General features: G+C 39.7%; 19 protein-coding genes and 1 pseudogene. 11 read left to right on the top strand and 9 right to left on the bottom strand.

Going from position 1 to position 23,287, the window contains the following annotated elements:
- Positions 1-168: 168 nt before the first annotated feature.
- The gene (gcvP, locus tag M1F25_RS14845; RefSeq protein WP_181488246.1) at positions 169-3,045 is read left to right on the top strand and encodes an aminomethyl-transferring glycine dehydrogenase; all 2,877 of its coding nucleotides are present in this window, start codon (positions 169-171) and stop codon (positions 3,043-3,045) included.
- A gap of 101 nt (positions 3,046-3,146) precedes the next feature.
- On the opposite strand, the gene M1F25_RS14840 is transcribed toward gcvP, so the two are convergent.
- From M1F25_RS14840 to ygfZ, 3 genes are all read right to left on the bottom strand, one after another.
- Positions 3,147-4,043: a YncE family protein gene (locus M1F25_RS14840; protein ID WP_181488244.1), complete on the bottom strand. Its 897-nt coding sequence runs from the start codon at positions 4,041-4,043 to the stop codon at positions 3,147-3,149.
- A gap of 244 nt (positions 4,044-4,287) precedes the next feature.
- Complete coding sequence (locus tag M1F25_RS14835) at positions 4,288-4,908, bottom strand: HD domain-containing protein (RefSeq protein WP_004261871.1); 621 nt, start codon at positions 4,906-4,908, stop codon at positions 4,288-4,290.
- A gap of 11 nt (positions 4,909-4,919) precedes the next feature.
- A complete protein-coding gene (gene ygfZ / locus M1F25_RS14830) occupies positions 4,920-5,903 on the bottom strand; it encodes a tRNA-modifying protein YgfZ (RefSeq protein ID WP_181488242.1) in 984 nt (327 codons plus the stop codon).
- Between the two features lie 247 nt (positions 5,904-6,150).
- Between ygfZ and sdhE the strand changes: the two genes are divergently transcribed.
- Together sdhE and M1F25_RS14820 are read left to right on the top strand one after the other, a co-directional pair.
- Entirely contained in the window at positions 6,151-6,417 is a 267-nt protein-coding gene (gene sdhE / locus M1F25_RS14825; protein ID WP_004261864.1) for an FAD assembly factor SdhE, read from the top strand.
- A complete protein-coding gene (locus M1F25_RS14820; RefSeq protein WP_036958456.1) occupies positions 6,398-6,808 on the top strand; it encodes a protein YgfX in 411 nt (136 codons plus the stop codon). Before sdhE ends, M1F25_RS14820 begins: the two co-directional genes overlap by 20 nt.
- A gap of 99 nt (positions 6,809-6,907) precedes the next feature.
- On the opposite strand, the gene fldB is transcribed toward M1F25_RS14820, so the two are convergent.
- A complete protein-coding gene (fldB, locus tag M1F25_RS14815) occupies positions 6,908-7,426 on the bottom strand; it encodes a flavodoxin FldB (protein WP_094963000.1) in 519 nt (172 codons plus the stop codon).
- A 117-nt stretch (positions 7,427-7,543) separates the two neighbouring features.
- Between fldB and xerD the strand changes: the two genes are divergently transcribed.
- The 7 genes from xerD to M1F25_RS14780 all read left to right on the top strand — a co-directional run bounded on the left by xerD (position 7,544) and on the right by M1F25_RS14780 (position 18,598).
- Complete coding sequence (gene xerD, locus M1F25_RS14810) at positions 7,544-8,446, top strand: site-specific tyrosine recombinase XerD (protein WP_004261814.1); 903 nt, start codon at positions 7,544-7,546, stop codon at positions 8,444-8,446.
- 21 nt (positions 8,447-8,467) lie between these two features.
- Complete coding sequence (gene dsbC, locus M1F25_RS14805) at positions 8,468-9,172, top strand: bifunctional protein-disulfide isomerase/oxidoreductase DsbC (protein WP_096863312.1); 705 nt, start codon at positions 8,468-8,470, stop codon at positions 9,170-9,172.
- Positions 9,173-9,181: 9 nt separating this feature from the next.
- Entirely contained in the window at positions 9,182-10,915 is a 1,734-nt protein-coding gene (gene recJ / locus M1F25_RS14800) for a single-stranded-DNA-specific exonuclease RecJ (protein ID WP_112307214.1), read from the top strand.
- A gap of 128 nt (positions 10,916-11,043) precedes the next feature.
- Positions 11,044-12,145 (top strand): peptide chain release factor 2 gene (gene prfB / locus M1F25_RS14795; RefSeq protein WP_096863166.1). Its coding sequence is split into 2 segments (ribosomal slippage): positions 11,044-11,121 and positions 11,123-12,145, totalling 1,101 coding nucleotides; the frame shifts between segments, so codons are not numbered across the junction.
- A 7-nt stretch (positions 12,146-12,152) separates the two neighbouring features.
- On the top strand, positions 12,153-13,670 hold the full coding sequence (lysS, locus tag M1F25_RS14790) for a lysine--tRNA ligase (protein WP_004261800.1): 1,518 nt from the start codon (positions 12,153-12,155) through the stop codon (positions 13,668-13,670).
- 879 nt (positions 13,671-14,549) lie between these two features.
- Entirely contained in the window at positions 14,550-15,071 is a 522-nt protein-coding gene (locus tag M1F25_RS14785; RefSeq protein ID WP_181488240.1) for a hypothetical protein, read from the top strand.
- Positions 15,072-15,091: 20 nt separating this feature from the next.
- Positions 15,092-18,598 (top strand): hypothetical protein, encoded by a 3,507-nt coding sequence (locus tag M1F25_RS14780; RefSeq protein WP_232368687.1) that lies wholly within the window; start codon positions 15,092-15,094, stop codon positions 18,596-18,598.
- A 213-nt stretch (positions 18,599-18,811) separates the two neighbouring features.
- Here M1F25_RS14780 and M1F25_RS14775 read toward each other — a convergent pair.
- From M1F25_RS14775 to M1F25_RS14755, 5 genes and pseudogenes are all read right to left on the bottom strand, one after another.
- Positions 18,812-18,925: pseudogene (locus M1F25_RS14775) on the bottom strand (AraC family transcriptional regulator); the annotation flags it as partial.
- 10 nt (positions 18,926-18,935) lie between these two features.
- Positions 18,936-20,104, bottom strand: a protein-coding gene (locus tag M1F25_RS14770; RefSeq protein ID WP_094963266.1) for an IS3 family transposase whose coding sequence is annotated in 2 segments (ribosomal slippage) — positions 18,936-19,855 and positions 19,855-20,104 — 1,170 coding nt in all. Because the reading frame shifts where the segments join, the coding sequence is not laid out codon by codon here.
- Positions 20,105-20,171: 67 nt separating this feature from the next.
- A complete protein-coding gene (locus M1F25_RS14765) occupies positions 20,172-20,882 on the bottom strand; it encodes a helix-turn-helix domain-containing protein (RefSeq protein ID WP_181488238.1) in 711 nt (236 codons plus the stop codon).
- Between the two features lie 732 nt (positions 20,883-21,614).
- Positions 21,615-21,977: a nitrous oxide-stimulated promoter family protein gene (locus M1F25_RS14760; RefSeq protein ID WP_096863321.1), complete on the bottom strand. Its 363-nt coding sequence runs from the start codon at positions 21,975-21,977 to the stop codon at positions 21,615-21,617.
- Positions 21,978-22,251: 274 nt separating this feature from the next.
- Complete coding sequence (locus M1F25_RS14755) at positions 22,252-22,464, bottom strand: DUF465 domain-containing protein (RefSeq protein WP_004261774.1); 213 nt, start codon at positions 22,462-22,464, stop codon at positions 22,252-22,254.
- Positions 22,465-22,731: 267 nt separating this feature from the next.
- Between M1F25_RS14755 and eco the strand changes: the two genes are divergently transcribed.
- Positions 22,732-23,208, top strand: a complete 477-nt coding sequence (eco, locus tag M1F25_RS14750) for a serine protease inhibitor ecotin (RefSeq protein WP_094962081.1) — start codon at positions 22,732-22,734, stop codon at positions 23,206-23,208.
- Positions 23,209-23,287: the final 79 nt, after the last annotated feature.

Genomic DNA, 23,287 nt, shown 5'->3' with positions numbered 1-23,287 from the left:
CACTTTTTAGTGATAGCCATAAGATGAGCTATTTAGAGGATTGATAAAATCTAATTAGTTAGAAACAAGAAACAACCGCAATATCATTGATTTTAAGCGTTATCTCGCAAGTTCCGTAATAACCGCCCTACAACTTATGCATAGCAGACAAAGGATGGGAACACAGATATGTCGATGTCACTGAGTCAATTAGAAAATCGTTCAGAATTCATTTCGCGCCACATTGGTTCATCAGAACAACAATTAAAAACCATGTTAGACACCGTGGGTGCAACGTCATTAGATGCCCTGATGGACAAAATTGTCCCCAAAGCCATTTTGCTTGCAGAACCGCCAAGAGTGGGGGGGGGAGCAACTGAACAAGAAGCTTTAGCGGAATTAAAAGCAATAGCGTCACTCAATAAACGCTACAAAAGTTATATTGGTATGGGCTATGCCCCTGCTGTGCTTCCGCCAGTTATCTTGCGTAATTTATTAGAAAACCCAGGTTGGTATACCGCTTATACGCCATATCAACCGGAGGTGTCACAAGGCCGTTTAGAATCATTACTGAATTTTCAACAGTTAACTATCGACCTTACGGGGTTAGACCTTGCTTCTGCATCGTTATTGGACGAAGCCACCGCTGCGGCAGAAGCTATGGCGATGGCAAAACGGATCAGCAAACTGAAAGATGCAGAACGTTTCTTTGTGGCGGATGATGTTCATCCGCAAACTCTGGATGTTGTTCGCACACGTGCGGGGACTTTTGGTTTTGAAGTGATCGTGGATAGCGCAGAGAAAGCACTGGAACACGAAGGTGTTTTTGGTGTGTTACTTCAACAGGTTGGCACGACAGGTAATGTCCATGACTACAGTTCGCTATTTGCCCAATTAAAAGAGCGTAAAATTGTCAGTTGCGTTGCAGCAGATATGATGGCGCTAGTATTGCTCACTGCACCGGGTAAGCAAGGGGCGGATATTGTCTTCGGTTCAGCACAGCGTTTTGGCGTCCCGATGGGGTATGGTGGGCCACATGCGGCCTTCTTTGCTTGTCGTGACGAATTTAAACGGGCAATGCCTGGACGTATTATCGGTGTGTCACGGGATGCAGCAGGTAATACCGCACTGCGTATGGCGATGCAAACCCGTGAACAACATATTCGCCGTGAAAAAGCGAACTCGAATATTTGTACATCCCAAGTGCTGTTAGCCAATATCGCAGCCATGTATGCGGTTTATCATGGGCCAAAAGGGCTGAAAATAATTGCAGAGCGTATTCATCGCTTCAGCACTATTTTTGCCAAGGCATTAGCAGACGCAGGTTTTACATCACGCCATAAAACTTGGTTTGATACGCTCTGTATTGAAGTCGCTGACAAAACAGCGGTGCTAGCGCGTGCTGAAAAAGCCAAAGTGAATTTACGTACTGATATTCGTGGTGCAGTTGGCGTGACTTTTAGTGAAATCACGACTCGCCAAGATTTAAATGAATTGTTTGCGGTGATCACAGGTGTTGAAGCTAAGTTAGATTTTGAAAAACTAGACCAATCTGTTTCAGCGACAGAGCAAGCGATCCCAAGCTCTATGTTACGTGATGATGAAATTTTAGCTCATCCAAATTTTCATCGTTACCATAGTGAAACCGAAATGATGCGCTATATGCATAGTTTAGAGCGCAAAGATTTAGCCTTAAACCAAGCTATGATCCCTCTGGGTTCTTGTACGATGAAGCTTAATGCGGCTGCGGAAATGATCCCAATTACTTGGCCTGAATTTGGCGAGCTACACCCATTCTGCCCACCTGAGCAGGCTCAAGGTTATCACCAAATGATAGAGCAACTTTCCCATTGGTTAGTGCAATTGACTGGTTATGATGCAGTTTGTATGCAACCTAACTCAGGGGCTCAAGGTGAATATGCCGGTTTATTGGCTATTCGTCGCTATCATGAGAGTCGCAATGAAGGGGAGCGAAATATTTGTTTGATCCCGGCTTCTGCTCACGGTACCAATCCTGCCTCTGCGCATATGGCAGGTATGGAAGTGGTGGTAGTGCGTTGTGATGATGAAGGTAATATCGATTTAACGGATTTACGTGAAAAAGCTCAGCAACATAGCGAAGCTCTTTCTTGTGTGATGGTAACTTACCCATCAACCCACGGGGTATATGAAGAAAGTATTCGTGAAGTGTGTGAAATTATTCACCAATATGGTGGTCAAGTATATCTTGATGGTGCAAATATGAATGCTCAAGTTGGTTTAACAACACCGGGCTTTATTGGTGCGGATGTTTCTCACCTGAATTTGCATAAAACATTCTGTATCCCTCACGGCGGTGGCGGACCAGGTATGGGGCCTATCGGTGTGAAAAAACACTTGGCACCGTTCGTACCGGGGCATTCTGTGGTTGAGCAAGAAATGTTAACTGACCAAGGTGCGGTATCTGCAGCCCCATTTGGCAGTGCATCAATTTTGCCAATTAGCTGGATGTATATTCGGATGATGGGCTCTTATGGTCTACGTAAAGCTAGCCAAGTTGCTATTTTAAATGCGAATTATATTGCCAAGCGTCTTTCTGGCCGTTATGACATTTTATATACAGGGCAAGAAGGCTATGTTGCCCATGAATGTATTGTCGATTTACGCCCAATTAAAAGAGATACGGGTATCAGTGAGCTCGATATTGCTAAGCGCTTAATTGATTATGGTTTCCATGCGCCAACCATGTCTTTCCCTGTAGCAGGGACATTAATGATTGAACCGACAGAGTCTGAAAGCATAACTGAAATTGATCGGTTTATTGACGCCATGTTAGCGATACGCGATGAAATTGACCAAGTCGTGAAAGGGCAGTGGACACTAGAAGATAACCCTCTCGTGAATTCGCCTCATGTGCAAACGGAGCTAGCCGGGGAGTGGCCTCATAGTTATAGCCGTGAACTCGCAGCATTCCCAACAGCACAAACGAAAGCGAATAAATACTGGCCAGCAGTAAAACGGCTTGATGATGTGTATGGGGATCGTCATTTACACTGTTCATGTGTGCCGATTGAAGATTATATGTAGGAATATATCGCACACTTCCATTATATAATGTGAATTAAATACTCTTTAGGCTTGATTTCGGTGAGTTACTGAATTCAAGCCTTTATTTATTTAGGATTTATTTAACCTAAATATTGTGAGATACCCGTATAATTTTTACCTTGGTGTAGCTTTTCCACAGCACCTGTTTCTATAATGACTCGGTAAACCCCTCCATTAAGGTCAGCCACATACATCAGTTGTGCAGGCTTATCATATGTGAGTCCAATAGCCTCTTTAAAACCACGGCTTATCACCTTGTAATGGCTTAATCCATCAGCAGAAATATTGGCACAATTTAAGCTATTACCATCGGGCTCAGCGCCTCTATCTGTCCAATATAAAATATGGTTTTCTTTATCAAGCAATAAATCAATAGGTTCGGGGAGGTCTTGAAGGAGTAATTGAATATCAGTTCGTTGATTGGCCGATTGTTGGATTTTAGGCGTTAATGGCACCCTAAAAATACGACCTAAATTACCTTTAGGGGTCCCTTTCTGAGTCCAGTAAATCCAATTATTTGTGACATCAACAGTAATGCCAACACATTGGTCTAATATATCTACTTTATTGTGTTTATCTCGGGGTCTTGCTACATGGACGAATAAATCAGAACCATCAATATTACATGATGAAACCATACCACCTTCACGGTCACACCAATATAATCGTTGATTTACTAAATCAAGATGCAATTGTTTTGGCGTTCTTATCTTTCCGTTGCCTACTAGTATTTTTCTGCCAGTACCATCAAAATTCATCACATTGATGGAGCCATCGTCAGCCTCATAATCTTCACCCATATTACTCCAATAAATTAATCGGTTAGCAGGGTCAACGGCAATGCCATCAGGGGTTCCACCGAGTCCTTCGATAATTGGAATTGTTTGATGTGTTGATTTATTGAATTGAATTATAGCGGGTGAATGGACATCTAGAAGTAAAAGGTAAGGATTTGAATATTCATTGACTTTTTCCATTTTAAACCTCTCTGGCAAATGTTCAATGATAAAGATAGGAGCGATATTAATAATTGGCAAGTTATTAATATTGGTATTTCTATATAAGTCGAGATTAATAATTATTAAAAAATATAAAGTGGTTTATTATTTAAATCAAAATAATGAATTAGAGAAAAGTATATCTTGCTGTGGGTAATACACATTAGATTAGATGAGTGTAACACGTTAAATAAAGCGGCTTTGTAGCCGCTTCTGACATAAATTACAGTAACCAGCCTTTTTGCTGAGCGAGTTCCAATTGTAATTTAAGTTGTTGATAAAATTCAGGTAGGATCTGCTGAATATAATCACATTTACTGAGGACTTGTTCCAGACGAATGTGGTTTTCGACCCAACTTTGGCCTTGATTATGCAGGTTCATCAGCATCGGCATCGCTCGGTCAATGGCATTCGCATACACAGATTCCGGGGTTTCTAATGCATCATATTCATTCCACAGAGCTAATAGCGTTTCATTTTGCGGGCTAGGCAGTAAGTTAAAAATACGCTTAGCCGCTTTAACTTCTTCTTCATGAATAGCATCACGAGCGGCATTATCAAATACCAATACATCGCCTGCATCAATTTCAACAATGTCATGAACAAGGGCAAGTTTTATCGCATGTTCGATATTAATGCCTTGAACATAAGGTGCAAAACTCATTGCTGCAACGGCAAATTGCCAACTGTGTTCTGCTGTGTTTTCTTGGCGTTCACGGTTCAATAACTTATTTTTACGATAAACACTTTTGAGTTTATCTAATTCCATCAAAAATTGGACGACTTCGGTAAAAGCCCCAAAATTAACCACCTCTACGGGCTTGTTACCTAATGCAGATGACATAAAAACTCCAATTAATTCTCTTCTAATGAATAAGGTAATGGTGCGATAGTTAGATGACTTTGCTCATCCCCCATAACACGGAAAATGCTATCCGCTTCCATATCGTTATTCATAATGACTTGCACATAGATTTCGCCGCTACCTAAGCGAATAGCAGCTAAAACAGTTCCTGTACGGCGCCATTTATCACCAAGCTGCCATTCCACACCTTCACCAACGACAGGAATAGTGGTACCTGTACCTTTTAAGGTGTACATCGCACGTTTATTTGCACCACGGAATTTTGCACGGGCAACCATTTCTTGACCGGTATAACAGCCTTTTTTAAAGCTAATACCATCAGGTAGGGCTTGTAAGTTGGTTGCTTGAGGTAAATGTTGGGCACTATTTTGTTGATCGATAATCGCAAAACCGGCTTCGATATCAAGGGCTAACCATTGTTCATCGTTGACCTGAATAGAACCTAAGGTTTGGGCCATTTTTTGTGCCGTTTCTTCGTTCGTGATCACTAAAAAACGCTCTGTGGGTAATGCAAAATGTAATATTGTGGAGGCGTCGTCTGTAACCACTTGGTTTTGAGCGTCAGGTAATGCAGTAAATAATGTTGCCAGTGCTTCTCTAGCGCCTTTACCCGCGACTCCGACTAATTTCAGTTCTGGTTTTTTTTCAAAGGTGACTTTCGAAAAAACAGCATATTTTTTCAGTTCGGCGAGTTGTGAGTCGGCAACGCTGGTTCTTAATAAATATGAGTAGCCATCTAAATGATGGAATAAGCGGAGGTCGCTCCACATCTTACCTTTAGGATCACAATGTGCTGTTAATGCATGTGATTGCTTGAGTGTGGCGATATCTGCGGTTACTTGGCCTTGCAGGTATTTTTCTGCATCGGCGCCGTGGAGGTGAATAAGTTCCCAGTTTTCCAGTGAAATCAAAACGAGTGGTAAAGACTGAGATCCGAGAGGGAATTGCTGTGTACTATCAATTTGGTTAGTCATGATTTCACCTGTTGTTCTTTGATAGATAAAGGTGCCTAATGGTAAAATAGCTAGATAACATTGCAAGTAGTTATTATGATGAAGCTGTATTATCTAATAGTTTTTTATCATCTGTTTGTAGAAAAACGGTATTTTACTACTAAAATTACAACAATGTAGTCTATAACATGTTTTCTTAGCGGATAATCTGTTAGAGTATGGAAAATAATCAATCTAATCAGTTAACTGCAAAAAAGGCCGTAGTAGAATGGATATTGAGAATAAAGCGCGAATTCATTGGGCATGCCGCCGTGGTATGCGTGAATTAGATATTTCAATCATGCCGTTTTTTGAGTATGAATATGATGACCTAACAACTCACGATAAGCAGGTATTTGTCCGTTTATTAGAATGTGCGGACCCTGATTTATTCAATTGGCTAATGAATCACGGTCGTCCAGATGATGACGAACTTTTTCGTATGATTAAACTGATTCAGGAAAAAAATAAAAATCGTGGTCCTGTGGAAATCTAATCTCTCCATTTCATGGAAAACCCAACTGTTCTCAACCTGTGTTCATGGGGTCATTGGGATGTTTTTACTATTGGCTCCATGGTCCCCTGGTAACTCAATGATATGGTTGCCGCTATTAGTGGTTGTCGTTGCGAGTTGGGCAAAGAGCCAGAAAAATATCAGTAAAATAAAAGGGGTTGCTGTACTGGTTAATGGCAATAAGGTTCAGTGGAAGAAAAATGAATGGAGAATACTGAAAGCACCTTGGCTTACCCGCTATGGTATATTACTGACACTAGAAGCGTTACAAGGTAAACCACAAAAGCTCCATTTGTGGGTTGCAAAAGACGCATTGTCGGAAGAGAATTGGCGTAATTTAAACCAATTATTGCTGCAATACCCTGATATTTAGGCTACCAAAATCATAGGTGATAAATAAAATTGGTAGCCTGGTGTAGGGTAGGTAACCCTCACTTTGGGGGTTCGCTGAGCAAGTACATATAAACTTGCATCATAATAGCGCTTCAATTTCCTGAAAAATCTGCACACACCACTGCGCAATACGTTCATCGGTCTGTTCAAACTGGTGAACTTCATCTAATGCCAGCCCAACAAACATATCACCAGTTTCATTGAGTGGTTTAGGGCTATCAAAGGTATAGCCTTCAGTTGGCCAGAAACCGACAAATTTAGCACCAGTTGGTTTTAGTTGATGATAGAGCATGCCAAGGGCATCAAGAAACCACTCGCCATAATCTATTTGGTCACCCAGTCCATACATCGCAATGATTTTATTTGCGAGGTTAAGATTGGGAAGCGCTTCCCAAATTTCAAGCCAATCTTCCTGTATTTCACCAAAATCCCACGTAGGTATTCCCAAAATAAGAACATCATACTGTTCCATTTCTGTTGGCGGTGTATCGTTAACGTTATGCAATGTGACTAAATCATCGCCGAGAATATCACGTATTTTTTCTGCAACCATTTCGGTATAACAGGTACTAGAACCGTAAAAAAGACCTATTTTCATATATATTATTACTATGTCCAGCTATGGTTTTCATCACAAGAGAGATATTGTAACAGAAGCAGCCACATTCAGGCATAATAGAATCGTGTGGTATTATCTAAAGGAAGCTTATCTGTCGTGGAAACAAAACAACTTAATCCATTAATTGAACAATTTCTTGATACAATTTGGCTTGAACAAGATCTAGCCGAAAATACATTGGCTTCTTATCGTAATGACCTTCAACTATTAGATAAATGGCTTGATGCGCATCAGTTGCATTTAGAAAGTGTTCAATCCATTGACTTACAATCTTTTTTTGCGGAACGTATTGATTGTGGATATAAAGCAACCAGTTCAGCACGTTTATTAAGTGCGATGCGTAGGTTATTTCAATATTTGTATCGGGAGAAAATCCGTCTGGATGACCCTTCTGCGGTGATTGCTGCCCCCAAAATTCCGCAGCGTTTACCCAAAGATTTAAGTGAAAAACAAGTTGAAGATTTATTAAATGCCCCTGCTACCGAAGATGCTTTAGAACTACGTGATAAGGCCATGTTGGAAGTGCTATATGCTTGTGGTTTGCGTGTTTCTGAATTAATCGGCTTAACTTTTTCAGATATTAGCTTGCGGCAGGGGGTTATTCGCGTTGTTGGTAAAGGCGATAAAGAAAGATTGATTCCGTTGGGGGAAGAGGCAATATATTGGCTAGAGAAATACATTGATGAAGGTCGCCCAGATTTATTAAATGGCAAAACTAGCGATATTCTATTCCCGAGTAAGCGTGGCACGAAAATGACTCGGCAAACGTTTTGGCATCGAATAAAATATTATGCAGTACTTGCACATATTGATAGCGAGCTACTCTCACCGCATGTTCTTAGACACGCATTTGCAACCCATTTACTCAATCATGGGGCAGATTTACGCGTGGTACAAATGTTGTTAGGTCATAGTGATCTTTCAACCACCCAAATTTATACTCATGTTGCTACTGAACGGTTACGAGTATTGCATGAGCAGCATCATCCAAGGGGGTGATGCATGATTAAAGGACTATCTATGAAACGCAAATTGTTATTATTGGCTGCTGCATGTATTGCGACTGTGACTTCCACGGTCTATGGGGCAACAGAAGAAAAAGTTATCCGTGATACTTTGGAAAAATACAACATGGTTGTTGAGGTAATTAAACCTTCGCCAATCGTTGGGCTGAATGTTGTTGAAACCACAACAGGGGTTGTTTATATCACTGATGATGGCAAATATTTATTGCAAGGGCCAATTTATGATATGAGCGGTAAAAATCCAGTCAATATCAGTAATCAGCCATTAATGAAAAAAGTAGAAGCGCTCAAAGATGAAATGATTATCTTCAAAGCCCCTCAGGAAAAGCATGTTGTGACAGTTTTTACCGATATTAGCTGTGGTTATTGTAAAAAATTACATGAATCTGTTGGTGAATTAAACAGCCAAGGTGTTACGGTGCGTTATCTGGCTTATCCACGCCAAGGTGCAGATAGCGACGTAGGAAAGAAAATGGCATCTATTTGGTGCAATGGCCTACAACAAAAAGCATTAACTCAAGCGTTTAAAGGTGAAGAAGTTGCCATGATTGAAGATTGCAAAATTGACCTAAGTAAACATATGAGTGTGGGTAATTTATTCAAAGTGACGGGAACACCAGCAATCATCCTACCGGATGGGCAATTACTGCCTGGCTACATGAAACCGGATGCCCTTGTTCAATTACTCAACGAAAAATAGTTAATTATTGTGAATGTAGAAACACTCTTACAACAAAGACAGCAGCAAAGTTCTGCCGCTCAACTTCCTGGCTTGCCTGAGCTATTACAACGAATTTACCAGCATCGGGGCATCACGGATATCACTCAGTTAGAGCGCAAAGCAGCTAATTTATTGGATTATCGGACATTATCGGGTGTTGATAAGGCATTGCCCCTACTTTATCGTGCGTTAAATGAACATGAAGCTATTACTATTGTTGGGGATTTCGATGCGGACGGAGCAACCAGTACGGCATTAGCTATTAGAGCTCTAAAATCAATGGGGTATAGAAATATCAATTATATCGTTCCGAACCGTTTTGAAAATGGTTATGGATTAACGCCATTGGTTGTCGAAGAAGCCCGTAAACGCGGAACGAATCTCATTATTACCGTTGATAATGGCATCTCATCCCATGAAGGGGTTGCAGTAGCTAATCAATATGGAATGAATGTAATTATTACCGATCACCATCTGCCGGGGGAAACTTTGCCTGCTGCGGATGCGATAATCAACCCGAACTTAAATGAATGTTGCTTTGTATCTAAATCATTAGCCGGGGTTGGTGTCACATTTTATTTAATGTCTGCCTTACGTGCATATCTACGTCAGCAAGGGTGGTTTGTGCAGCAAGGGCTAGCAGAGCCTAATTTAGCCGAGTACCTTGATTTGGTTGCATTAGGAACTGTTGCAGACGTGGTTCCTCTTGATACAAATAACCGCATTTTAGTTCACCAAGGGCTAAATCGTGTTAGAGCTGGGCGCTGTTGTGCGGGTATTAAAGCCCTCATAGAGGTTTCCAAACGTGATTTACCAAGACTAGTGGCAAATGATTTTGGGTTTGCGCTTGGCCCTAGGCTAAATGCGGCAGGCAGATTAGATGATATGTCAGTGAGCATTGAATTATTACTGACAGACGATATGGCGTATGCAAGGGAACTGGCAAATGAGTTAGATGGGCTGAATCAAACTCGCCGTGAGATTGAAGCGGGTATGCAGCAAGAAGCGCTCGTGTTTTTTAATCAATTCGAATACGGTGAAAGCCAGTTACCAAATGGCTTAGCCATTTATCATCCTGAATGGCATCAGGGGGTTGTCGGTATACTCGCCTCAAGGATCAAAGAACAATATCATCGTCCTGTTATCGCTTTTGCTCCTGCGGGTGATGGTTTATTAAAAGGTTCTGGGCGTTCCATTCAGGGTGTCCATATGCGGGATGCATTAGAACGGTTAAATACATTACAACCCGGGATTATGCAAAAATTTGGTGGCCATGCAATGGCAGCAGGCTTAACTTTGCATGTTGATCAATTTGACGCTTTTAAACATCACTTTGAATTATTGATGGGTGAATTAGTTCAACCTGAGCAATTGGCTGGGGTAATCTGGAGTGATGGCGAACTTTCACGCAATGAGTTTTGTTTAGAAACTGCTGAACTTATTCGAGAAAGTGGCCCATGGGGACAAGCATTTCCGGAACCTATATTTGATGGTGAATTCCAATTATTACAGCAAAGGCTTGTTGGTGAGCGCCATTTGAAACTTATGCTGGAACCCGTGAATGGTGGGCCAATGTTAGATGCAATTATGTTTAATATTGATGTTCGTCGATGGCCAGATAACAGCATCAAAAAAGCGAAAATAGCCTTTAAATTAGATGTGAACGAATATCGTGGACAAAAAAACGTCCAGCTAATGATTGAGCATATTTGGCCTGATTAAGCCTATCATAAACGGCGGAATAACCAGCAAATAGCGTTTGATGGCGCTATAAACATGAGATAAATTCCGCTATACTAAGCGGTTTGTGAATAAAAAATTATTTTTGACTAACCATAAGATATTGAAAAATGACGTTTGAAATAAACCCAGTAAAAAATAAGATTCAGGACCTGTCTGAACGGACAGTGGTTCTGAGGGGGTATCTTTGACTATGATGCCAAGAAAGAACGCTTAGAAGAAGTCAATGCTGAGCTTGAACAGCCTGATGTGTGGAATGAACCCGAGAGGGCGCAAGCCCTTGGTAAAGAACGCTCATCTCTTGAAGCAATTGTTGAAACGATTGACCAGATGACGCAAGGCCTTGAAGATGTTGAGGGTTTATTAGAGCTTGCGGTTGAAGCTGATGACGAAGACACATTCAATGAAGCTGAAGCTGAACTAGAGCAATTAGAAGGCAAATTAGAGCAACTTGAATTTCGCCGTATGTTCTCTGGCGAATACGATAGTGCAGATTGCTACATTGATTTACAAGCGGGTTCTGGCGGTACTGAAGCTCAAGATTGGGCAAGTATGTTATTGCGTATGTACTTGCGTTGGGCCGAGTCAAAGGGCTTTAAAACCGAGATTATCGAAGAGTCTGATGGTGATGTTGCTGGGCTAAAATCGGCAACAGTCAAAATTATTGGTGACTATGCCTACGGGTGGTTAAGAACGGAAACTGGTGTTCACCGTTTGGTTCGTAAGAGTCCGTTTGACTCAGGAGGGCGTCGCCATACTTCTTTTAGTTCTGCGTTTATTTATCCTGAAGTTGATGATGATATTGATATCGAAATCAATCCAGCGGATTTGCGTATTGATGTATACCGTGCATCTGGTGCGGGTGGTCAGCACGTAAACAAAACGGAATCAGCGGTACGTATCACACATATTCCAACCAATATTGTGACGCAATGCCAGAATGACCGTTCGCAGCATAAAAATAAAGACCAAGCTATGCGCCAGTTAAAAGCGAAGCTATACGAACTGGAAATGCAAAAGAAAAATGCAGACAAGCAAGCGATGGAAGAGAACAAATCTGATATTGGCTGGGGAAGCCAGATTCGTTCTTATGTCCTTGATGATGCAAGAATTAAAGATTTACGTACTGGTGTGGAAACGCGTAACACGCAAGCCGTACTGGATGGTGATTTGGATAAATTCATTGAAGCTAGTTTAAAAGCTGGCCTGTGAGGAAAAAATGTCTCAGGAACAACAAGGTGTTGAACAAGCACCTGATTTGAATAACGAACTTAAAGCACGTAAAGAAAAATTAGCGGCACTGCGTGAAAAGGGTATTCCATTTCCAAACGATTTTCGTCGTGAAGATATTTCCGATAAAATTCATGCGCAATATGATGATAAAACCTCAGAAGAGCTTGAAGACCTAAATATTGAAGTGTCGATTGCTGGCCGTATGATGACTCGTCGTATTATGGGTAAAGCTTCGTTTGCAACGTTACAGGACGTTGGCGGACGCATTCAAATTTATGTATCGCGTGATGATTTAGCGGAAGGCATCTATAACGAACAGTTTAAAAAATGGGACTTAGGCGATATTTTAGGTGCTAAAGGCCGTTTATTTAAAACCAAAACGGGTGAGTTAACTGTTCATTGTCATGAAGTTCGTTTATTAACCAAAGCGTTGCGTCCATTGCCTGACAAATTCCACGGTTTATCAGACCAAGAAACACGTTATCGTCAGCGTTACCTTGACTTAATTGCGAATGATGAATCTCGTCATACTTTTATTGTTCGTTCTAAGATCCTAGCTGAAGTACGTAACTTTATGGTTAGCTACGGTTTTATGGAAGTGGAAACACCAATGATGCAGGTCATCCCTGGTGGTGCTTCTGCGCGTCCATTTGTGACTCACCATAATGCATTAGATATCGATATGTACTTACGTATCGCACCTGAATTATATCTGAAACGCTTAGTTGTAGGTGGTTTCGAACGCGTATTTGAAATCAACCGTAACTTCCGTAATGAGGGGTTATCCCCACGTCATAATCCAGAGTTCACAATGATGGAACTCTATATGGCTTATGCTGATTACCGTGATCTAATCGCATTGACTGAAGATTTGTTCCGTACACTGACACAAAAAGTGTTAGGCAATACTGTTGTTCAGTATGGGGAACAAGAGTTCGATTTCGGTAAGCCATTTACTAAAATGACGATGAAAGAAGCTATTTGCAAATATCGCCCAGAAACGAATGTTGCTGATTTGGATGATATGGATAAAGCGGTGGCGATAGCTCAGTCTATCGGTATTAAGATTGAAAAGAGCTGGGGCTTAGGCCGCGTACAGTGTGAAATCTTCGAAGAAGTTGCAGAAAGCCACTTGATTCAGCCAACATTTATTACTGAGTACCCAGCTGAAGTTTCACCGTTAGCGCGTCGTAATGATGACAACCCATTTATTACCGACCGTTTTGAATTCTTCATTGGTGGTCGTGAAATCGGTAACGGTTTCTCGGAATTAAATGACGCAGAAGATCAAGCTGAGCGTTTTGCTGAGCAAGTACGTCAAAAAGATGAAGGTGATGACGAAGCAATGTTCTATGATGAAGACTATGTCACCGCATTAGAACATGGTTTACCGCCAACAGCAGGTTTAGGCATCGGTATTGACCGTATGGTGATGTTATTCACTAACAGCCATACTATTCGCGATGTTATTTTATTCCCCGCTTTACGTCCTAGCAAAGCTTAAATACCATTATGCCCGGTTAATTCCGGGCATATATTTACATTTATAAGCAATCAATATTACTCTCCTCATGTTTTATTCAAATGCTTCATTTTAGGTTAAAGATAAAACACCATTTACTAGACGTTAAATGAGTAACATGGAATAAAATCACTGAATAGTGTTTTTTGAGTGATTACGGCTATGTGAACGCTATATTTTTATTAAAAATAAATTTGAGTTACGAATCGTATCAATTTAATATAAGTAATTCCGACAGATAACTGCTATGCTTTGTTACGTAGTTGGAAATTATGTAGCTGAAATGTCGATAAATTCGTTTTTTATAAATTATTGATTTTAAATGTAATTTTTAATTGCTGTTAGTTTTTAGAATTGAATTAAGTAGGTTACCCATATTTTGAATGATGATGGTTATTGCCATGTCGCAGGTTTAAAGTGTGTCAGCAGCTTGATAAATGAAAAGTAGGTGTGTTTATTGTTAGCCATCATTTTATTTGTTAACAATTGTTACAGGGACAGAACTAAAATGAGAATTTACTTGAAAGGTATCTAATTGTTAGCAAGGTTTATTGAGCAACCTAATCGTTATCTGACATAAAATAATAAAAAATTCCGGTAAAGGTGTTAATTTATCTCTTTATAAGGACTGCTAGCGGAAATTAGCTCATAAATTTAATAGAAATGTAGCAATAAAATAATTTTAAAACTAAAGTTAAGTTAATCTAAATTTATGAGATGACTCTATTTCTACATTCGGGCTTATAGAAAATAGCTAATTTTTAGCTTACACTAAGTTTTTTGGACATCATTATAATAGCGAAGAAAAGTGCTGGTAAGGTAACCATATGTTTTTAAAAAAATAAATTTCATGTTGCATTTTTGCTTATAGCAGGTACAGCTCTTCTTTCAGGTTGTACATTTGGTTCAGACACATACAATACAGCAACACCGAATACCCCAAGTAAACAAACAGTCAATACGAGTACCACTCAGCCGGTAACACAATCGACTGTTGCTACCAATCCAGATCAGGTTGATAACTCTTATCCTGAATCTCAAAAAGTTTTAAACAGCGCAATTAACCGTACACCAGTTGCTTCTACAACTTATGGTGAAGCGGGTGCTGACCAGCAAACATTTGCTCATTTGAATACGTGTGTTAAAGAATTAAACGCGCTCAAAACACTATCACCAAAAGATTACAATCGCTTAGTAGGTTCATTTAAAGAAGTTAGCGAAATCAACCGTCTATATCGACAAGTTGAAGGGACTGCTAGCCCTGACACAATTGAACTCTTACAAATGGCAATAGAGTCTAAAACTAAAGTGTTGTGTGCAAAAGTTCGTTATAACTCAGTATTGTCTACCGAATCAACATTGAAGAAAATTAGTGGATTATGAGAATAAACCTTAGGCTTTGTGTGTCACTGGCACTTGTTACGACTTTTTTTAGTCATGCTCCAAAAGCAGAGCGCTTTAACAATGTAATTGATGATTTTGATACTTACCTTCAAATGGAAAAAGAAGGCAAAGTACAAGAGCAAAAACAACAATTGCCAGTTAATACACAAAACCAAGGTTATGATATCTTTTCTTCGCTATCTACCGTTCCTGCGCCAAAAGAGAAGCAAAAATCTGCGGCAGCGAATAAAGGAACTAAAGGCAAAACTACAGGGAAAAGTAAATCTGCTGCTACATCAACGAAGAAAGCAGATGTAGCGAAAGCAGACCCTGTAGAGCCAGAAAAAACGACTTTTCCTGAAGTGTGTGCGGTGGCGACAGAAAATGGCGTAGCGCCTATTTTATTGTCGTCTTACCCTTATTTTTTTCAAAGCAACCAATGGGATCCTGCTTATCTAGCAAAAGATTTTGCAAAGTATCAATTGGTTCTTGACCCACTCGGCTTATATTCATCTAAATTTGCTAAGCCTACAGGTATTAATACCTCTGCTTATCTTGAGCAACTGGCGCAATTAATTGAACGCCAGCAATTAACACATCTATATAAGTTTGGTATTGCTCAAGGAGTAGGCCAGCTTATTGCCTATAATCATTTACTCAATGATGATCAACTCGTTTCTGAACTTATTAATCATAATAAGAGTATTGCGCAATTAACGCAGACAATTACCGAAAAACAATTTGAGATTGATAAACTAAACGACGAAGTTCTGAAGAGTAAAGAGCATATAGCCCAGCTACAGGCGGTTGTAAATTCATCAGATGATCAGTCTTTAATTGACACGTTAAAGGCTAAATTGGCGGATGCCCAAAAAACAATTGAGCAAAAGCAAAATAGTCTTGAACAATTAAGTCAAGAAAATCAGCAAACCCAAGAAACGATTGCCCAGCTTGAGAAACAATTAAATGAAAGTGTTGTCGAACAAGCCCAACTTAAACAGCAATTAGCAGAGAAAGAACAACAATTTGCTACCGCAAATTTGAAAATTGAGCAATTAACCGCTGATATTGCAAAATTGGAGTCAGAGGCTAAAAATCAACTGCAACTTGTTGGTAATACTGATGAACAAATGAAGTCAGTGACAGCTGAACTTTTACAGCAAAAAGAGTTGTTAAAACAGAAAGAAAATGAATTAGCTACGGCTAAAAGTGAAAAAGATGATGTCCAATCTTCTTTGGTCGCTCAGCAAGAGAAAAGTAAATCATTAGAGTCACAAAACCAGCAACTACAAGCCCAGTTAGTCGAAAAAGAACAATTAGCGAAAAGCATTCAAGCTTCTTTGGCGGAAAAAACTGAACAAGCTGAGCAAAAAGTTGCATTAGAAAATGCCTTAAAAGTTGCCCAGGAACAGCTGAATTCATATCAAAGTACGCAAAATACGTTAGAAAAACAGTTAGCTCAAAGTGAAAAACAGCAAGCCGAGTTGCAGGCAAAACTCCGCCAGCAAGAGCACGATTACGTTACGGCACAGGCGCAACTGAAACAAGCGAACGCAGATCTACAAAAGCTCCAAGGGGAGATGGAAAAACAGACCGCCTTGATGAGCCAAGCCAGCGACCAACAAGTTAAAGCGTTGACCGCGGATTTAAACAAACAACTCGCTTTGTTGAAGCAAAAAGAAGACGGGTTGAAGAAAGCTGAAACGGAGAGCCAAACCACCCGTGAGGCGCTCGCCAAACAGCAAGCGGACGCAAAAGCGTTAGCGGAGAAAAACCAGCAGCTTGCTGCCGAATTGCAACAAAAAGCGCAACAAGCGGAAAAAATTCAAGCGTCCTTAGCCGAGCAGACGGCGAGGGCTGCCGAGAAGGTGGCGTTAGAAGCCGAACTGGCTGAGGCGAAAAAACAGTTAGCCGAGCACCAAACGGCGCAAAATGCGTTGTCCAAACAGTTTGCGAACAGTGAAAAACAGCAAGCCGAGTTGCAGGCGAAACTCCGCCAACAAGAGCAAAATTACGTTACGGCACAGGCGCAACTGAAACAAGCGAACACGGATTTGCAGAAGCTGAAGAATGAAGTTGAAACAAAAACAGCTTTAATGAATCAAGCCAGTGACCAACAGATTAAAGCGCTGACGGCAGATTTAAACAAACAACTCGCTTTGCTGAAGCAAAAAGAAGACGGGTTGAAGAAAGCTGAAACGGAAAGTAAAGTAACTCGTGAGGCGCTCGCCAAACAGCAAGCAGATGCAAAAGCGTTAGCGGAGAAAAACCAGCAGCTTGTTACGCAACTGAAACAGAAAGCGCAGCAAGCAGATAAGATCCAAGCATCTTTAGCAGAGCAAACTGCCAAATTAGCACAAAAAATTACGTTAGAGTCTGAATTAGCAACAGCAAAAAAACAGTTGGCTGAGCAGCAAGCAGCACAGAATGTTTTATCAAAACAATATGTTGAGAGCCAAAAGCAACAGCAACAATTGCAAGAAAACTTAAAACAAAATGAACAAAATTTTGTTAATGCTCAAAAACAATTGGAACAGGCTAATGCAGAACTGCTGAAATTACAAAAAGATGTTGAAAAACAAACAGCGCTAGTAGGTCAAGCAAGTGACAAGCAAGTTAAAGCGTTAACTGCGGACTTAAATAAACAAGTTACATTATTGAAAGAAAAAGAAAGCGCTATTGCCAAGTTAGAATCTGAGAAAAAATCAATTAGTGACGCTCTTGCTGCCCAAGAAAGTGAGAAGAAAAAACTTGACCAGCAAAACCAGCAATTTACTAAGCAGACTAAGGCTCAAGAAGACAAAATCAGCAAACTTGAAAGTGATATTGCGGCTAAAACAAAGAAACAGTCTGAAATTGAGCAAAAACTGACAGACACGAATAAACTTCTTGGTGATTTAAAAGCGAACTCTCAAAAAGAGTTGGCATTAGCACAAGAGAAATTGAAAAAACTACAAACGGAATTGGATTCAAGTAAATCCATTTCGAGTGATGAAGCTTTAAAATCACAAATTATGGCGTTAAATCGACAGATAACTCAATTACAAAATGAAAATGATGCATTAAAAGCAAGAGGTGGTTCGAAATCGAGTACTGGTCTGGCTGGGCGAATTCCTCCTAGCAAAGATGCAAAAGTGATTGCCGCAGAAAATGCGAAGAAAAACCAAAAAATTATTGAGCAAATTACCGCTCAAAAATACAGTAAGCTCGATAGCAATACTTACTATAAAATCATTCAAGTTGGCTCACCGATAAAAGACGTGAAAAATAAAGACGTGACTTTTATTATGAGAGAGCAATTAACTGACGGTAAGGTTACGGTGTTGTATACCGATCAAAACCCTGTCACATTACCTTATAATCAGTTACCTGCACCATTAAACTCCTTTGTCGAACGAGCAGGGGAAGGGGGAATGGTTAAAGTCTATATTAAACCTGAAGGTGGGTATGGCGTTGAAGGCATACCAGGTGAGGTACCACCAAACTCCATGTCAATTATTGATTTAAAAATAATCAAAGCGAAATAGCATAGCTTTTATTTAAGGTTATCTTAAAGGTAATTTGTCACTGAAAGGCAAATTACCTTTTTTGTGATGTATCAATCTGAAAGAAGTATAAGAAGTATAAGAAGTGAATGTGAATATTTAAAGGAAGGATTTGATGTTTGCCTTTCTGCCAGATTATAGTGAAGTTTAAACTTCTATAACTGACAGGGCATGAGTTAGAGTCTTACTGAGCGGTTAAGCTGCTATTCTTGACCGACTCGGTGTGTAGCCAAACCGTTTTCGATAAGTTTGGGTGAAGTAAGATTGACTTGAAAAGCCAGCTTCCATAGAAACCTCTACAATACTCATTGTGTAGTGGTCAACTAAAATTGGCCACGGTTTTAGAGTTTTTCCGGTATTGGTTTTCTGATTCGTTTGGTGGTAATCCACCGTTATATTCATGCGGCCTGACTTCGCTGTAATACCCGACGATATAATCCGTTATTGCATGGGCTGCTTCACTGAAGCTGATGTAGCCGGTCACCGGCACCCACTCATTTTTCAGACTTCTGAAGAAGCGCTCCATCGGGCTGTTATCCCAGCAGTTACCACGCCTACTCATACTTTGTTTTATCCGGTATCGCCACAGTAACTGTCGGAACTGCCTGCTTGTATAGTGGCTACCCTGATCACTGTGGAACATGAGCCCGGATGGCTTATTTCGTATTTCCCATGCCATTTTCAGCGCTTTGGTTGTCAGTTTGCTGTCCGGAGAAAATGACATTGCCCAGCCCACGGGTTTCCTTGCGAACAGGTCGAGTACAACGGCCAGGTATGCCCAGCGTTTACCGGTCCAGATATACGTTACGTCGCCGCACCATACCTGATTGGGCTCTGTCACTGCGAACTGTCGCTCAAGGTGGTTCGGGATAGCAATGTGTTCATGACCGCCACGTTTATACCGGTGAACAGGCTGCTGACAGCTCACCAGCCCCATCTCCTTCATTAGCCGTCCGGCAAGCCATCGTCCCATCCGGAAGCCCCTGTGTGTTGCCATTACAGCGATACTTCTTGCACCTGCTGAGCCATGACTGAGGCCGTGCAGCTCCTGAACCTGACTACGTAATACGGCTCTCCTGCCGTCCGGATTGTCAGGCCGGTTTTCCCGGTATCTATAGCTGCTGCGGTGAACTCCGAACACGCAGCAAAGAGTGGCCACAGGATAATGCGCTCTGAGTTTCCCGATCACCGAGACCTGTTCAGGGAGTCTGACATCAAGAGCGCGGTAGCCTTTTTTAATATTTCGTTTTCCATTTCAATACGTTGAATTTTTTTCTTCAGCTCACGTATCTCAATTTGTTCCGGCGTGATAGGGGATGCTTTCGGTGTTTTGCCTGCCCGTTCGTCCCGTAATTGCTTTACCCACCGCGTCAAGGTGGAAAGCCCGATATTCATGGCTTTCGCGGCATCTGCAACTGTATAGTTCTGATCCACAACCAGCTGGGCTGATTCACGTCTGAATTCTGCACTGAAATTTCGTTTTTTCATTAAGGCACCTGTGTTGTTCTGAGGTGAGCATATCACCTCTGTTCAGGTGGCCAAATTTATTAAACCACTACATTGTAGTATTAATTAATAACTGGTGTGCATACATAATACGTTTTTCACTGATCCATGCGCGTGGTGACGTTGCATAAACGGTATTGAACAGTTCTTTAAATGTTGTTAATCCCATACCAAAAGTACGTGCGAACTCACTTAATTTCCACTCTTTAAGATAATTATTTTCCATAAACATTTGTAGACGTTCTATTTGGCGACTACTTAGCTGTCTAAAATTAGATAGCAATAAAGCACCTTGTTCACTGTAGCTTAGTAATAACAGTAATTCACTTACTCGGAGTGAGAAAATGACGTCAGGGTATTCGTTATTAACAAATGTATTTAAGCTTGATTTGATTTCTTCAATGAGAGGGGATGAATTAAATTTAATAATATCAGAGGGTAAGCCTTCATTGCGGTCTATTTCGCTTAATTCAGTGCCATGGTTAGCGATGAAACTACGCAAAAAGTTATCATCCAAGGATATCCAAAGTAATTTGCAACTTGTTGTTTCAGTGAGCTGTAGTGAGTAAGCTCCCTGTTTGTGATATAAGATATCGCCTTCATTTAAAGATTGTGAGTTAGCTGGGGTTTCTAGTAACACAGAGCCTTGTTCTATGATTAAAAGCCCTTTAGTTTCTAAGTCAATAATGTTATGGGCCGCGTTACTATCAATGTTTATCTGTTTAATGAAGTGTCGATTTGGTGAGTTTATTGCTTGCATGACTATACCTTTTTAATCGTATTTAAATATAAATTCAAAATAAAATATTCAACTATTCCTATCTGGTGATATAAAGCATGGATGTTATTAGTATGATTGAAATTATATAAATCGATTAATTTTGTGTCACATTATAATTCTAAATATAAATAAATGTTTCTAAATATACTTTTTTCGAGTTGTTTGTGTGAATTGCTCGGTATTTTTTGTGTCATTGGTGGGGTGATTTAATTATTATACTTATAATTTTAATTAGTTTGGATTTTTAATCTGAATTGATAAAATTAGTCGTATGTTAATATGTTATCGTTTTTTACACCTAAACCGTGTTTTTTTTCTACTTTCTTCTTACTTATCATTTTTAGCATAGTAATATGAATTTTAGCTATGCTAATGATGATTCTAGATTTCGGCAAAACCATCATTTATTAATTTTATTAATGTAATTAATGGTTATTAATCTAAGTTATTTATTTTTTCAATCGATATGATTGATTTTGTTTGTTAAAATGTGAGGGGATTGCTGTTTATTTGTGACTTTAGTCTCATTTTTTAATTGATAGGTTTCTGTAATTGCTTTAATAGGTATTTTAAATATATATTTTTATAAATAGTTCCTTAGGGTTACTACTTGTTGTTCGCCATTTTTCAACATCTTTGTGCTTTATTATTTCTCCTCATGTTGTACTTTGCTTTAAATAGAGGACTAAGCTTGAGCTATAGGCTCACTAATTATGGCTCTTGTTTCTGAGTTGCTCGCTTGTTTACTTTAGCTGGTAAATCAGGGACTGGTTTACGATCATCAAGTAAATGACGTATAGCGAGAATTGGGTGATGGATTAACATCTTCGGGCCAGCCCAGCGCATAACTAGCTTCATCTGCTCTCTCATTTTGGGTTGGTAACAATGGATTGGACATTGTTTACATGCTGGTTTTTCTTCTCCATATCGGCATTTTTCTAATCTATTAACGGCATAGGAAAATAGTTTTTGATAAAAATCAGGTGATTCTGCTGGTGCTGGATAGGCTTTCTCATAGATTTTTATCATTTTTTCAATCGTTTTAATTTCACGGTGAATGCGTTTGCCAACCATAGAAACTTCTCTATAAAAACAAAACATATATTTAATATACAACTTATAACTGATTAATGATAATTTTTTTGTATTTTTATTGATGGGACTCAATAAAGTGGTGAGTTCTCGACGTAACAAAAGAGGGTAATAAAAAATTACCCTCTTATATTAGTGTGAAACAACACTAGCTAACGTTAAATGATCGATAAAATATCATTATCTTTTAGGATGTTAGCCCAGTTTTTGAATTTCATTATGTGTGAAAAACAACTAATACTATTATCGTGATAACCTATTGACTCGAGAGCATTATTTTTTGCATTTCATCTTTAAGATGTAATTTTTCTTTTTTTAGCTTAGCGACATGCTCATTGTAACCAGCACCAGAAGGCCCTTCTAATTTGCTGATTTCTTTGTCGAGTTGATGATGTTTTTCATAAAGAGTTTGAAAACGGGGATGTGTAGAGATTAATTTTGAAACTAAATCTTGATCTGCTGATAACATACTACCTCCTCAGAATATATTAAGCCTCAGTTTCAGTATAAACAGTGCATGCATTTTGTACATCCAAATAGCTTGTAATTTACATAATTTTTATTAGTTTTATGATCCTTCTACTAGAATTAAGTAGTATTACATGGCTTTTACCTGAGTTATCTATATTTTTGTAATTAAGAATCATCTATAGTGATAATTGCGGTGTAAATGACTTAACATGGATAAAAGACTGGTTTTAAAAATTAGTTTTGTGTTCTTAAATAGGAATAAATAATGAAAAAAGCGATTTTATCTGTAATGGCGGCGGCACTAATTTCATCTTGTGCAGTAGCAACGGAAGATTTGGAAAAGATCGCGCCATACCCAAAAGCAGAATCGGGTATGACTCGTCATGTGATTGAATTAACCAAGCAACAAAATGAAAATGACTTTATGGTTGAGTTAGTTATTGGAAAAACGATCAAAGCAGATTGTAACCGCCAATGGTTTATGGGTGATCTAGACAGAAAGACGTTGGAAGGCTGGGGCTATGATTATTATAAACTCGACGAAGTAAAAGGCCCTGCATCTACTATGATGGGATGCTCTGAGCCTGCAAAAGACCGTTTTGTGACGACTCAATTAGGCGATGATGCATTTGTGCGTTATAACAGCAAATTACCGATTGTGGTTTATGCTCCGAAAGATATGCAAGTAAAATATCGTATCTGGTCTACAGACGATAAATTAATTGATTCAGTTACAAAATAAATATTAAAGAAAATGCCGCATTTAGCGGCATTCAGACTGCTGACAAACATATTATGTTTGGCGACAAGTCTAATAGGTT

Source organism: Providencia sp. PROV109 (assembly GCF_033681625.1).
Classification (GTDB): Bacteria; Pseudomonadota; Gammaproteobacteria; order Enterobacterales; family Enterobacteriaceae; genus Providencia; species Providencia hangzhouensis.
This window is presented reverse-complemented; position numbering and strand designations above follow the sequence as displayed.

Bases quoted from the DNA above. Each gene is read 5' to 3' on its own strand.
- M1F25_RS14765 (WP_181488238.1), bottom strand. From the start codon at position 20,882: ATGCAAGCAATAAACTCACCAAATCGACACTTCATTAAACAGATAAAC.
- lysS (WP_004261800.1), top strand. From the start codon at position 12,153: ATGTCTCAGGAACAACAAGGTGTTGAACAAGCACCTGATTTGAATAAC.
- sdhE (WP_004261864.1), top strand. From the start codon at position 6,151: ATGGATATTGAGAATAAAGCGCGAATTCATTGGGCATGCCGCCGTGGT.
- M1F25_RS14835 (WP_004261871.1), bottom strand. From the start codon at position 4,908: ATGTCATCTGCATTAGGTAACAAGCCCGTAGAGGTGGTTAATTTTGGG.
- ygfZ (WP_181488242.1), bottom strand. From the start codon at position 5,903: ATGACTAACCAAATTGATAGTACACAGCAATTCCCTCTCGGATCTCAG.
- dsbC (WP_096863312.1), top strand. From the start codon at position 8,468: ATGAAACGCAAATTGTTATTATTGGCTGCTGCATGTATTGCGACTGTG.
- fldB (WP_094963000.1), bottom strand. From the start codon at position 7,426: ATGAAAATAGGTCTTTTTTACGGTTCTAGTACCTGTTATACCGAAATG.
- M1F25_RS14755 (WP_004261774.1), bottom strand. From the start codon at position 22,464: ATGTTATCAGCAGATCAAGATTTAGTTTCAAAATTAATCTCTACACAT.
- M1F25_RS14840 (WP_181488244.1), bottom strand. From the start codon at position 4,043: ATGGAAAAAGTCAATGAATATTCAAATCCTTACCTTTTACTTCTAGAT.
- M1F25_RS14760 (WP_096863321.1), bottom strand. From the start codon at position 21,977: ATGGTTGGCAAACGCATTCACCGTGAAATTAAAACGATTGAAAAAATG.
- eco (WP_094962081.1), top strand. From the start codon at position 22,732: ATGAAAAAAGCGATTTTATCTGTAATGGCGGCGGCACTAATTTCATCT.
- gcvP (WP_181488246.1), top strand. From the start codon at position 169: ATGTCGATGTCACTGAGTCAATTAGAAAATCGTTCAGAATTCATTTCG.